The sequence below is a fragment of the Meridianimarinicoccus roseus genome, from assembly GCF_003172915.1.
Lineage (GTDB): Bacteria > Pseudomonadota > Alphaproteobacteria > Rhodobacterales > Rhodobacteraceae > Meridianimarinicoccus > Meridianimarinicoccus roseus.
The window spans coordinates 155912-168169 of record NZ_QGKU01000031.1; the positions used below are offsets into that span (position 1 = coordinate 155912).

The window sequence follows — 12258 nt, forward strand, 5'->3', positions numbered from 1 at the left end:
AGGCGACCGTTCCGGGGCGCTAACACCGCGCAAAGGGGAATGACATGCCGCAATTTCTGGACACTTCCGATCCCGGTTTCGAAACCGCCTTTGCCGCTCTGCTGACGGCCAAGCGCGAGGACGCGCCCGATGTGGACGACGCCGTCGCCGGGATCATCGCCGATGTGCGCGCGCGCGGCGATGCTGCCGTGATCGAGTTGACGGCGAAGTTCGACCGGCTGGACCTGACCCCCGAAACGCTCGCCTTCTCGCAGGACGAGATCGACGCAGCCTGCGCCCGCGTCTCGCCCGAGGACCGCGCGGCGCTGGAACTGGCATCTGCCCGCATTCGCGCCTATCATGATCGCCAGATGCCCGCGGACGCAAGCTGGACCGATGACAGCGGCGCTACGCTTGGCTGGCGCTGGTCGCCGGTCGGAGCGGCTGGTCTTTATGTGCCGGGCGGGCTGGCCTCCTACCCTTCGTCGGTGCTGATGAATGCCATTCCGGCTCAGGTCGCGGGCGTGCCCCGGCTGGTGGTGTGCGCGCCCACGCCGGATGGGGTGGCGAACCCGCTGGTGCTGCTGGCAGCGCGCCTGTCGGGCGTCGACACGGTCTACCGGATCGGCGGCGCGCAGGCGATCGCGGCGTTGGCCTATGGCACTGAAACGATCGCGCCGGTGGACAAGATCACCGGCCCCGGCAATGCCTATGTCGCCGCGGCCAAGCGGCGCGTTTTCGGCCGTGTCGGGATCGACATGATCGCGGGCCCGTCCGAGATCCTCGTGATCGCCGATGCGGACAACGACCCGGACTGGATCGCGGTGGATCTGCTCAGCCAGGCCGAACATGACGAAAGCGCCCAGTCGATCCTCATCACCGACGACGCCACCTTCGGCCAGGCCGTCGCCAAGGCGGTGGAAGCCCGTCTGAAGACACTGGAGCGGCGCGCCATCGCCGGGCCAAGCTGGCGGGACTTCGGCGCGGTCATCACCGTGCGCGACCTTGCCGAGGCCGCCGTGCTGAGCGACCGGATCGCGCCCGAACATCTGGAACTGTGCGTCGCCGATCCCGAAGCGCTGTCCGCCCGCATCACCCATGCCGGGGCGATTTTCCTTGGCGCGTGGACGCCCGAGGCGATCGGCGATTACATCGGCGGGCCGAACCACGTGCTGCCGACCGCGCGCTCGGCGCGGTTCTCCAGCGGGCTGTCGGTGATGGATTTCGTCAAGCGCACCACGCTGGCCCGGATGACCCCCGGCGCGTTGCGCGCGGTCGGCCCGTCAGCGGAACGGCTGGCACGGTCGGAAAGCCTGGAGGCGCACGCGCTGTCCGTGCGCGCGCGACTCGACCGGCTGAACGAGGCCGCGGAATGACCGCCCGCCTGTGTGCGGTCACGCTGGAGCCGGGCGATGGTCGCGCCCCCAGCCCGGAGGCCGCGCAGGAACAGAATGTGGCGATCTTCGATCTGCTGGAAGAAAATCACTTTTCCATTCCCGGCGCGCCGCAGGGCCCCTACCTGCTGACGCTGGGTCTGACGGGCAGCCGCCTTGCTTTCGATCTGCGTTGCGAGGACGGCACGGCGGCCGCGCGTTTTACCGTGACCCTGGGCGAGTTGCGCCAGATCGTGAAGGATTACGAGGGCATCTGCGCCAGCTACTACGAGGCTGTCCGCTCGAAACCGCCGGCCGAGATCGAGAAACTGGACGAAGCCCGCCGCGCGATCCATCACGAGGGCGCGGATACGCTGCGCGCCCTGCTTGACGGGCATGCCGAACTGGACGACGATACCGCGCGGCGTCTGTTCACGCTGGTCTGTGCGCTGACCGACTCTGCCTGATCCGCCGCATCGCGAGCGCGCGGCACGGTTTACCCCTTGAAAATCTGCGCTGCTTGGCGCATCTAGTCGCGTGCTCGCAGCTTGGCGGGCGATTTTGAACGGAGTGACCATGGCCAAGGAAGAAATGCTCGAATTTCCCGGCGTCGTGAAGGAACTCCTGCCGAACGCGACATTCCGGGTCGAGCTTGAAAACGGCCATGAGATCATCGCACACACGGCAGGAAAGATGCGCAAGAACCGTATCCGGGTTCTGGCAGGAGACAAGGTGCAGGTCGAAATGACCCCTTACGACCTGACCAAGGGTCGGATCAACTATCGCTTCAAGTAAAGGCGACGTGATGAGCGAACCGCAGCCCCCGGCCCTGCACGGCGGGGCTGTCTCCCCGCGGCTCGTGCTTGGGTCGGGCAGCCCCCGTCGGCGCGAACTTCTGGGCGTTCTCGGCATCGTGCCAGACGCAGTGCAGCCCCCCGACATAGATGAAACGCCCCGGCCGGGCGAGACGCCACGCGGCTACTGCGCGCGCATCGCCCGCGAAAAGGCCGCGGCGGTGGCGACCGAGGCGGACGACATCGTGCTGTGCGCCGACACGACCGTGGCGATGGGCCGCCGGATCATGGGCAAACCCCGCGATGCGGGCGAGGCGGCGCAGTTTCTGCTTGCACTGTCCGGGCGGCGCCACCGCGTCATCACGTCGGTCTGCGTGCGCCGCGGTGACCGGACTTGGCACCGCGACGTTGAGAGCCGGGTCCGGATGAAGCCGCTGTCCGACCTCGAACTCAACGCTTATCTCGCCACCGGCGACTGGCAGGGCAAGGCCGGCGGCTACGGAATACAGGGGCCCGCCGGCGCATTCATTCCGTGGACCTCGGGGTCCTTCAGCGCCATCGTCGGGCTTCCACTTGCTGAAACGGCTGCGCTTCTGGCGGCGGCGGGTTTCCCCGTCTGGCAGCAGGTGGCAGCATGAAGGGTGCCCAGATCCTGATCGACACGCTGCGGGGGCGCACCGCTGCGGCGCTGATGCGTGACGGGCAGCTCGATGATCTTCTGATCGACCCGCCAGACGAAATCCCCCGCCCCGGTGCAATTTACCGCGCGCGAGTGGACCGCCCGATGAAGGGCATGGGGGGACGGATGCTCGCCCTGCCTGACGGGAGCGCCTACCTGCGGCAGGGGCTTGATCTTGCCCCCGGCGCCCCCCTGCTGGTGCAGGTGACGGGCTATGCCGAGCCGGGAAAGGCCGTGCCCGTGACGGCGAAGATCCTGTTCAAGAGCCGGTATTGCATCGTGACGCCGGGCGCACCCGGTCAGAACATCTCGCGCAGCATCAAGGACGAGGAAGCGCGCGTGCGCCTGCGCGGGGTGCTGGCCGGGTTCGACATCCCAGAAAGCATGGGCGTCATCCTGCGGTCGGCGGCACAAGCCGCACCGGATGACGACGTGGCAGACGATATCGCCGCGACGCTGGACCTTGCGCTGGCCGTTGCCGCATCCGACGACGGGCTGCCCGAATTGCTGCTGGACGGCCCGGCGCCGGACCTGCTGGCCTGGCGCGACTGGTCCGACGTGGCAGCAGCGGACGTGGTGCAAACGGCGGGCTGTTTCGACAGCCACGGCGCGACCGACGCGATCGCCGCCTTGCGCCAGCCCCGCATTGCGCTTGCAGGCGGCGGCCACATGTATGTGGAACCGACGCGAGCGCTGGTTGCGGTGGACGTGAACACCGGCACCGACACGAGCCTGGCGGCCGGGCTGAAGGTCAACATCGCTGCGGCACGCACCCTGCCCCGCGCGCTGCGCCTGCGCGGCCTCGGCGGCCAGATCACGGTGGATTTCGCGCCCATGGCCAAGAAGGACCGGCGCAGTTTCGAGCAGACGGTGCGCGCGGCCTTGCGCGTCTGTCCGGTCGAGACCGCGCTGATCGGATGGACGCCTCTGGGCCACATGGAGCTGAGCCGCAAGCGCGAACGATTGCCGCTGGAGGCTGCGCTGGGATGACCTGCCCGATCTGCCGCAAGGCCGCGCCGACCGCCGACTACCGCCCGTTCTGCAGCCGCCGCTGCGCCGATATCGACCTCGGCAAATGGTTGACCGGAAGCTACGCGATCCCGGCGGACGATGACCCCGAGGACAGCCCAGACCTGCCGCGCGAACCTGGCGGCGAAACGTCCGAAAAACCCCACTGAATTTGCGATTTGGCCTCTGGACACCCGCGCGGCGACCGCTTAGAACGCCCAAACCCGAACGTAAGACGTTCCCCGTGCCCGGGTAGCTCAGGGGTAGAGCAGTGGATTGAAAATCCTCGTGTCGGTGGTTCGATTCCGCCCCCGGGCACCATTTTACCAAAGATATGATATATAAATCAGTTGGTTAAGAATCTGTCTGACTTTCTTATCCACCCCTGTGTCCACCTTTTGGCGGTCGCTGCCCGTCTTGGCAGCTAGTCGTTGTCCAAGACGAAGTTTGCGTTCTTCAACGCCATATCGGCGCTTACCTGCCCGCGTGATGTATCTTCCCCTGCGGCTTGAGCCGAGTCGAAGCGCAAGACGGAGATGAGGCGGAAAGAACCAACGTCGGTGGTTGTGGCATAGCTTTCGCGTGTGCTGCCGTCTTGCACGCAAAGCACACGAACCTGACGCGCTGGAAATTCACCTTCAAGGCTCTTTGCCATGGTAGCGACGTCACCCAAGCATCCCCGCGACAAGTATTCTGAAACTGTTGCGTCAGTTTCGCGGATGGAGCGCGTTTCGGTGGACAAATCGAACAGCATCGCGCCGCCCTCCACGCCAGTGGCCTCCGAAACCCAATAGGCGGAACCCGCAAGCTCGATCTCGTGAAGTTCCGTTTGCGTCAGATATCGCGCGTCGCTCAGGCCCAGTTCGGTAATCATCGAAGTCGCAATTTGATAAGTCAGCGCCGGGTCGATCTGGGACGTCTGCGGTGGTTCGGCGTGGTGCGGGCTTCGATAGTCAAGGTATCGCATCGCGCACTGCCGTGTCGCTTCCAGTGCCCTAAATGTTCCATCCAAGTTGTATTGGCCTTCACGGCCTTGCCCAAAAATCGTCAGGACAAACCCACGCCTGAAAGCATCCATCGCGGCACTGAATTCTTCGATTTCGAGCCAAGCAAAATCTTCTCCTACAGCCGTTGCGATAGCCTGAAGCGGTCGCCTACGGTCAACTTGAAGGATAACCGGAAAGGCTTCACCGTCCTGGAGACCAAGAGCAGGTCCCATGATGGCAACCGTCACAGTCGCATCACGCGTGACCCCGAAAAACAGTGTATCACCGCTTCGATACGGCGCAGAGATGGCGCAGTGGCTAAATTCGCCGGTTACATCGTGCGCGTAGGCTACACCCTGCCAGTTCCCGCTTTCGAAAGCAGAACCCGGTATGTTCCCGCCATGGGCCGGAGCAACGGCAAGCATTATGACGCCTGCGATGTGTGGCAAAGTCCGCATATGAAATTCCCCCTGTGCTATCCAAGAAAGCTACCACGGCGAAAGGGATTCGATCATGCAAAGAGTTCTCACGCTGCGTCGAAACTAGTAGAGCCATGCGCCGCAGAACCGTTCTGCCATGAGCGCCAGCGATTGATGCGCATAGTCGTCGTGTTGCCGTTCCAGCCGGTCGAAGGTTCGCCAGTGCATCCCCTTGGGCTTCATGCCTGTGTAATTCAAGATACCCGGTTCCCAGCCCAAGCGGGCGCGTATCTTGTCGGCCCTTCGCGTCGCTCGATCTGCCGCGTTTTCACGCTGCGAAGGATAGGCAGGCTGGTGGCATTGCCGACAGGCGAACACCGCGCCGCCGTAGAGCAACGCCACACGCCTGCACAGCGCGAAAGCGCAACCCAATCCCCCGACGAACGGAGTGCAGCAAAGTCTGGTCATTGGAACCAGACTGTTGGCGAAAACCTTTTTCCTACCCCTTTATATCAGTCGTGCTGCCCCATCGGTCCCGGTGCGCATGGCCCCGAAGATCGGACGCCCCACCAGATCAGAGGAGTCAGCAGTAGCGCGCACGGGCCAGCCGCGAACGCGCTGCGGGTGTCTCGTACTGGCGATACCGTCCGCCCGAGTATCGCGCACAATCCAGCGCGTGCCCGTTGGCAACGGCGATCGCTGCAATGTCGGTGCCGTCCAGATAGCAGGTGCCGACCCATCGGTCATAGGTGCGCGCGCCTGTCAGCTGGCAAGTGACGGTCTTGCCCCGAACCAGCCGCACCATGAAGTTCCTTGCATTCCGACCCGCCCGCGTCGAAGTCTCCGGCCCGTCTAACCCGTTCAGCCGAACCGGCACGCCGCGCACCTCGATTGTGTCCACGTCGCGCACCGTGGTGACGCGGCCTTCAATGTATTGCGAAGCTAAAGCGGATACGGAAACTATCAGCCCGACACATGTCAAAAGCGACCCGAAAAAAATCCTGAAGTTCGAACGCACGGGAAAAGAAGCCGCGAGAATGAAGAAGGCTTTAGTTAGTGCATTGATAGGTGCGCGCTGTCGTTGCCTGAAGGCAACCATATCCGTTTGCGGCTTGGCAGGTTGTTTGCACGCCCTCAAACGGGTTCGCATTTCTATACCCCCAAGCGTTGCAACGACTTAACGCATTCCGCTGGGCGGCATCCCAGTCCACTTGTGGTATCTCGATTTGCGGGTTGTGCTGAAACGCAAGCACGACTGAACCATCGGCTCGACTACCATCGACAGGCAAAGGTGTTTTGGAAACCGGTTGTGCGCAGGCAGCAAGCATGCCGACCGAAAGAACAAAAAAAATCGTCGATTTGCGTCGCATAGCTTATCTTTCTTATCAAGAATCAACCTTTTCACAGAACAGTGTGAAGGGAACGGCGTCAACAATTGTTAGACGCGATCGTACGGTCAGCCGAGGCGCGCCGCGGCCTCTGCCTCTAGGCGGGCGCGTTCGGATGCCAGCACGGCGGCGATGCGTTCGACGCGCCCCTTCGTGCCCTGTGCCGCCCGCTCAGGCGTCATGCCGGTTTCGATCAGGTGTGCTCCCGCATGGCCCGGCGCTCGCGGTTCAGCGTGCTTTTTTTGAAGGCGTCGAAGGCGACGAGCATCCGGGCATGGGCGGCCCGTGCGGCGGGCGGCAGGTGATCGGTCACGAGAAGTATTCCGCCGCTGGATCGCCGCCGGGCAGATCGGGCAGACCTGCGACCTTGGCCCGCGCCGAAGGCGTCAGACCGAATTCCGACAACAGCGATTGCACCCGCCGGACGGCGTCGGCCCGCTGCGCGATGAGAGGGTGCGCGCGGTGCATCACGGCCACGGCCTCGGTCGTGCAGGCGTAGGTCGCGCCATGCTGCGCGATGGTCTGCCCCGCCTCGATCCACTCGGCCAAGGCTTCACACAACAGCCCAAGCGCCACTCTGTCGCCATCGGCCATCACGCCCATGTCAGCCAGCAGATCGGCCAGCAAGGGCCAGTGCTGCGCAGCGTGAGCGCGCCGCACGCTTTCGACAACCCTCGTTGCAATAACGCGCGTCAGCCCGCCGCCAGTCGGGCAGAGCGTCACCGCACCAGCGACAGCGCCAGTCACCCAGCGATAACCTGCGCAGAATAGCTATCGCCCGCGTCCTACGGTTGCCATTGTTTCCAGTCCAGAAATAGGCTTGGTGGCAAACGCGATAGGGCGGCTCGTCACTCTCGATCCAAAGTGCGTATGGGTCTGGTCCTGGCATGTTGGCCTCTTGGTTTTCGAGCACCCATATCCGGGTTAAACATCAGATTCTAAGTTATATTTCTTCTTTCTTGGAGAAGTCTTCTCGCTTGGCACAACCATCTTCTGCAGGAACCTTGCCCACCGTTTGCGCTGCGCTTCCGCCATGCGCGCGCCCTTCTGCCATCCTCGGACGGGAAAAGCATTGCCAGCGAGCAACTTCTCTTACTGTCTTCCTTGCTCCTGCCTATGGCTAGATATAGATATGTCCTGTTTTCTGTGCCGCGCATGGCCGGAAATTCTCTCAACGCGGCACAATTTTTAGGACGGCACCGCCCGGCAATGCCTGCGTTGAGCCGTTTCCGTCCGTTATTTTATGACGGGGCTGCACCGATTTTGTGCGGGGCTTCTGTTTTGGCTTCCATGACATGAACCCCTTGCGGGCAGGCTTTCCGTCTGGCGTAGGCAATTCGTCCAGCGACCAAACCGATGCTTGCCCGATACCGGAAGGCCCAAGGTGTGGGGCACGCGTCATCGTAATGAACCCCCGTTCCATCAGGTCGCGGAACCACGGCCCGACCGTGTTGCGGTGGACGTTGAGCGCAAGCGCCGCGTCGCGGTGGCTCAGGAATATCGCGCCGTTGTTTGCGCCGTTGTAGCGGCGTTTTAGTTCGATATAGAGCGCACGCGGGCCGGGTTTCAGCGTCGCCCAGGCGGGTGATGCCTGTAGCCACTCGGGAAGCTGGACGTGACGCCCAGCCCCCTTCTTGTGCTTCTTGTAGGGTTTCCTCATTCCCTGCCACCCAGCGCCACTACAGCGAGCCACAGGCGCACGGCAACCGCTTGACTGCGACAGCCGCCAATGGACACCCAAGCCGCGTCTGCCGCCGTGCCAAGGCTTCTCAGGACCATCACGCGCCATGTGCTGCCGTGCTTTTCGATCCGTGCAAGTTCGGTCATTCGTCCGCCTCTCCGTAGATCAGCTTTGCCAGAAGTTCTGCGCGGGCTTCGGACAGGCCATAGAGCCGACGCAGGCGGGCGATGCGCAGCCGGGTCATTCCTGCGCCCCCGTGTCGGCCAGCGCCCTAGCAGAGCGGGGCAGGCGCAGCGCCGCGCGGTCGAAGCCGGGACGCAGCGAGTAATAGGCGACGTTTTCCGGTCCGCGATAATCGGTCTGGATCGGCCATTTGTATTCGGTCTTGAGCCGGTGAATGATTGCGCCAAGACGCCAGCCGCGCACCTCGCGGATTTCGGTCTTGTGCGATATCGTGCGCCTTTCCATCAGCGCCTTGCAGGTCCAGAACACCTGTGTTTCGCTGGAATACCAATTCTTCTGTGACATGAAGCCCTCTTGATGTGTGAGGGCGGGGCGGATATCCAAAGGTTCTGACACGCGATGAACAGCCCCGCGCCGTAAGGTTCGGGGTTGTTTGCGTTATGCGGTCTGGCCGGAAATCGCGGCGTCAACGTCCGCCTCGTTCCAGTAGAGGCGAGAGCCGATTTTCACCGGTTTGGGCAGACGGCCCAACTCAACATCGCGGTAGATTGTTGTTCGACCGCGACCTCCAAGTTTTGACCTCAGCTCAATGAACGAAAGATATTTCCGGGAAACGTATCTGCTGGGCATTTCCGTGCTCCGTTTTGCTTCACGGAACACATATCGCCCACACCCAGTTGCCTTTCGTCCCCTTTATTCACTGGATGGAAAAAGGGTATGGAGCTTCTGCCTCGCCAGCGAAGTCAGCGATGGATAATATCCACCCAGCGGATACGGTTTGCTCTGGATAAATTGATCGTAAAGTGCAGGCTGGAATACTTCGTCGAGCTTCCTTGCCAAGTCTCTCTTGTCTCTGTTTTCGTTATGAATCTTGTAAATTGTTTCGGGACGTCCACTTTTGACAGAGAGAGCTTCGAAGGCACTCCAAACCAAGTCAGAACAAGTTGCGTTTTTCTCCCAATCGCCACTCGGTCTCACGGTTATTTTGCCGTGACCATACTGTAGTCCGAAATATAGATTCAATCGATCCATCAGGCCGCAGATAAGAGTATGCTTCTCATCGGCAGGCCTTTTCTTCTGCACCGCGCGCGGTAAGTGCACATAGCCTGCTAGATGTGAGCCAAGCCAGCTTCTTAAGGGTTTCGGTGGAAGGTGCCCGTAGGCTATATTCACACCAAGTCGCCTAATGACCAATTCCGCTACTCTGCGGTCGCGCTGGCAAGATTCAAGAATCTTTTGTGGTTCTGTAATCTCATAGTATTTAAAGACCTTGCTGGGCCCGTTGGTGTCCTCACTGTTCCATGGAACCTTTTCACTTTCCCTTGGCTCATAAACAGGGGCAATGTAATCACTGACAACTTGAAATTCTTTGGAAAACTCCACAACCTCTACAATTCCGTTGGATACATGGCGAACCACGACCGATAGCGCATAGCGTAATGCCTGTTCGCGTAGGCTCAGTTCATCGGGATGATTTTTGCTATGCATCTTTCTTCCATGCCCACATGCGCAGCCCACCGCTCCATCAGCATCCGCCGTTGTCCGATATAATCCGTCCGCCGATAGGCCCGTTCCACAGCGCCCCCTGTCACATGCCCAAGACAGGTTTCGGCCACCTCATGCGGCGCGTTGGTGGCCTCTGCCAGCCATGTCCGCAGCGATGTGCGGAACCCATGCGGGCGGGCTTCCATGCCGCGCCGCTCCATCAGGCGGGCCATTGTGGCGTCGGAAATCACGCCCTTGCGCACGCTGGGGAACAGGTAGCCGTCGCGGGCGAAAGGCTTGGCCAGTTCGATGACTTGCAATGCCTCTTGCGACAACGGCACTCGGAAATCGGTCGTGGCGTTCACGCGGCCCTTCATCCCCTCTGCCGGGATGGTCCAGATATCCCCGTCGATCTGGTCCAGCCGCATGAAGCGCAGCGGGCGCGACCGAACGCCCGTCAGGATAAGCAAGCGCAGCGCAAGATGCGTGAGCGTCGGTTCCGCAAGGCTCTGGTAGAAGTCGGGCACCTCTTGCCACGGCAGGGCCGGGACGTGCTGCGCCTTGTGCCGTTGCTTGCCGAGAAGCGCCTTGGCCTTTTCCGTCGCCTGCAAGTCCACCTCAAGCCCAAGCGCCGCCGCGTGCTTGAGGCAGATCGACAGGCGGTTCATGGCCTTGCGCGCGGTGTCCGCCTTCGTGTGCCAGATCGGCGCGAGCGTGTCGCGGATATCGCGCTGGTCCAGATCGCCCACCGGAACCTTGCCCAGCTTGGGCAGCACGTGCAGTTCGAGCGGCGAAAACCAGCGACCCGCCTTCCCGTCGCCTTTCAGTTCGGCCTTGCGGCTTTCAAATGCGTCCTTAGCGATATCGTCCAGCCGGTAGAGGCGGCGTTCAGCTTCACGCCGCTCGCGCTCGCGTTCCTTGATCGGGTCCAGCCCAGCCGCCCCAAGCGCGCGCCACTTCTCCGCTTGCAGGCGCGCTGCCTTGAGCGTGACAGACGGGAACCGGCCAAGCCCCATTTCCCGCCGCCTGCCGTGAACCGTCACGCGCAACACCCATTGTGCCCCGCCATCGCCACGCTTCACGAACCAAAGCCCGCCACCGTCCGAATACTTTCCAGCCGGTTTCGCCTTGAGCGTCGCAGCCGTCAGCTTGTTCAATGCTCGCGTCATACAGTCCACCTTTCAGTCCCCCTCTACATGTAGCATAGGACGGGGCACCGTGGAACGGAATGATACAGGCTTGCGCTTTTTTTATGGTTGTATGCCGAAAAGCGGTATCCCGTGGAACCCCAAGATATAGGAATTCAAGGCCGCCCCCGGGCACCAAAAAAATGGCTTAGGTGTTCATTCCCAGCATCTGGTGGATCGGGTCGGGGATGAATCGATCCGGCTCTGAGGTCCAGATCTTGCAGATGTATTCGTAGGGCGTGAGGCCGCCGAGTGTTTAGAGCCGTCGGGCGTGGTTGCAAGCTGCCATGACGTCGGCAAGGTGCGTGCGCAACTGATCGTGGCTGTCGTAGTGGTATCGCTTGACCGTTGCGTCCTTGATCGTCCGGTTCGTCCTTTCGACCTGGCCGTTGGTCCATGGATGGTTGGGCTTGGTCAGCCGGTGCTCGATGCCGTTCGCTTCGCAGATCCTGTCAAAACGCATCGGCCGAGAGAGGATCGTGGTCCGGTTCCCAGGCTGATCTGCGAACTGAATGCCATTGTCGGTTGGGACCGTGTGGACATGCTAGGGCACGGCCTCGAGCATGTGCTGCAGGAACTCCCAAGCGGTGCGCCTGTCGGCTTTCTCGACGAGCCGGGTCACTGCGAACTTGCCGGTGCGGTCGATACCGACGAAGAGATAGAGCTTGCCCTCGGCGGTCTGCACTTCGGCGATGTCGATGTGAAAGAACCCGATCGGGTAGCGTTTGAACTTCTGCCGCTTCGGCTTGTCGCCCTCGACGTCTGGCAGGCGCGAGGTGCCATGTCTTTGCAGGCATCGATGCAGTGCCGAGCGCGTCAGGTGCGGGATCGACGGCTGAAGGGCATAGAGGCAGTCGTCGAGCGGCAGCAGCGTGTGACGCCGAAAAGCGACGATCATCGCCTCTTCCGGTTCGGTCAGGACCGTCGAGCGCGGCTCTCTTGGGCCAGTTTTGAGATCCTCGACCGTCGCCCGCTTACGCCACTTCGCCACCGTCTTGGGGTTGCTCCCGAACTCTCGGCTTAGCTCCGAGAGCGAAGCTTGCGATCGCTGTATCGCAGCTCTGACGGCGTGCGTGGTCGTGGCGCTGCCATGACG

Annotated in this window: 16 protein-coding genes, 1 tRNA gene and 1 pseudogene; 7 read left to right on the plus strand and 11 right to left on the minus strand. The window is 62.1% G+C overall.

What is annotated here, in order from left to right; genetic code table 11:
• Positions 1-44: 44 nt before the first annotated feature.
• From hisD to DKT77_RS09085, 7 genes are all read left to right on the plus strand, one after another.
• On the plus strand, positions 45-1355 hold the full coding sequence (gene hisD, locus DKT77_RS09055; protein ID WP_109811377.1) for a histidinol dehydrogenase: 1311 nt from the start codon (positions 45-47) through the stop codon (positions 1353-1355).
• Positions 1352-1819, plus strand: a complete 468-nt coding sequence (locus DKT77_RS09060) for a UPF0262 family protein (protein ID WP_109811378.1) — start codon at positions 1352-1354, stop codon at positions 1817-1819. The genes hisD and DKT77_RS09060 overlap by 4 nt, the downstream gene beginning before the upstream one ends.
• 109 nt (positions 1820-1928) lie before the next feature.
• A complete protein-coding gene (infA, locus tag DKT77_RS09065; protein WP_011455993.1) occupies positions 1929-2147 on the plus strand; it encodes a translation initiation factor IF-1 in 219 nt (72 codons plus the stop codon).
• Positions 2148-2157: 10 nt separating this feature from the next.
• Entirely contained in the window at positions 2158-2784 is a 627-nt protein-coding gene (locus DKT77_RS09070; RefSeq protein WP_109811379.1) for a Maf family protein, read from the plus strand.
• The gene (locus DKT77_RS09075) at positions 2781-3815 is read left to right on the plus strand and encodes a ribonuclease E/G (protein ID WP_109811380.1); all 1035 of its coding nucleotides are present in this window, start codon (positions 2781-2783) and stop codon (positions 3813-3815) included. Before DKT77_RS09070 ends, DKT77_RS09075 begins: the two co-directional genes overlap by 4 nt.
• Positions 3812-4003 (plus strand): DNA gyrase inhibitor YacG, encoded by a 192-nt coding sequence (locus DKT77_RS09080; RefSeq protein ID WP_109811381.1) that lies wholly within the window; start codon positions 3812-3814, stop codon positions 4001-4003. The genes DKT77_RS09075 and DKT77_RS09080 overlap by 4 nt, the downstream gene beginning before the upstream one ends.
• A gap of 76 nt (positions 4004-4079) precedes the next feature.
• Positions 4080-4154, plus strand: a tRNA-Phe gene (locus DKT77_RS09085).
• Positions 4155-4257: 103 nt separating this feature from the next.
• Here the strand turns inward: DKT77_RS09085 and DKT77_RS20680 are convergent.
• The 11 genes and pseudogenes from DKT77_RS20680 to DKT77_RS09140 form a co-directional block, all read right to left on the minus strand.
• A complete protein-coding gene (locus DKT77_RS20680) occupies positions 4258-5244 on the minus strand; it encodes a hypothetical protein (RefSeq protein ID WP_146204984.1) in 987 nt (328 codons plus the stop codon).
• A 117-nt stretch (positions 5245-5361) separates the two neighbouring features.
• Positions 5362-5496, minus strand: a complete 135-nt coding sequence (locus tag DKT77_RS21345) for a hypothetical protein (RefSeq protein WP_274520071.1) — start codon at positions 5494-5496, stop codon at positions 5362-5364.
• A gap of 325 nt (positions 5497-5821) precedes the next feature.
• Positions 5822-6139 carry a thermonuclease family protein gene (locus DKT77_RS20950; protein ID WP_238547767.1) on the minus strand — a complete coding sequence of 106 codons (318 nt, stop codon included), beginning with the start codon at positions 6137-6139 and terminating at the stop codon, positions 5822-5824.
• Positions 6140-6287: 148 nt separating this feature from the next.
• On the minus strand, positions 6288-6608 hold the full coding sequence (gene yecR / locus DKT77_RS21505) for a YecR family lipoprotein (protein WP_109811384.1): 321 nt from the start codon (positions 6606-6608) through the stop codon (positions 6288-6290).
• Between the two features lie 327 nt (positions 6609-6935).
• Positions 6936-7373 (minus strand): phage terminase small subunit P27 family, encoded by a 438-nt coding sequence (locus DKT77_RS09110; protein WP_238547768.1) that lies wholly within the window; start codon positions 7371-7373, stop codon positions 6936-6938.
• Positions 7374-7797: 424 nt separating this feature from the next.
• Positions 7798-8286 (minus strand): helix-turn-helix domain-containing protein, encoded by a 489-nt coding sequence (locus DKT77_RS09120; protein ID WP_238547769.1) that lies wholly within the window; start codon positions 8284-8286, stop codon positions 7798-7800.
• Positions 8283-8453, minus strand: a complete 171-nt coding sequence (locus DKT77_RS20955; protein ID WP_238547770.1) for a hypothetical protein — start codon at positions 8451-8453, stop codon at positions 8283-8285. Before DKT77_RS20955 ends, DKT77_RS09120 begins: the two co-directional genes overlap by 4 nt.
• Before the next feature lie 94 nt (positions 8454-8547).
• On the minus strand, positions 8548-8835 hold the full coding sequence (locus tag DKT77_RS09125; protein WP_109811387.1) for a hypothetical protein: 288 nt from the start codon (positions 8833-8835) through the stop codon (positions 8548-8550).
• Between the two features lie 348 nt (positions 8836-9183).
• Positions 9184-9978 carry a hypothetical protein gene (locus DKT77_RS20685; RefSeq protein WP_146204985.1) on the minus strand — a complete coding sequence of 265 codons (795 nt, stop codon included), beginning with the start codon at positions 9976-9978 and terminating at the stop codon, positions 9184-9186.
• The gene (locus tag DKT77_RS09135) at positions 9948-11144 is read right to left on the minus strand and encodes a tyrosine-type recombinase/integrase (RefSeq protein WP_109811389.1); all 1197 of its coding nucleotides are present in this window, start codon (positions 11142-11144) and stop codon (positions 9948-9950) included. Before DKT77_RS09135 ends, DKT77_RS20685 begins: the two co-directional genes overlap by 31 nt.
• Before the next feature lie 166 nt (positions 11145-11310).
• Positions 11311-12258, minus strand: a pseudogene (locus DKT77_RS09140) (IS481 family transposase); the annotation flags it as partial.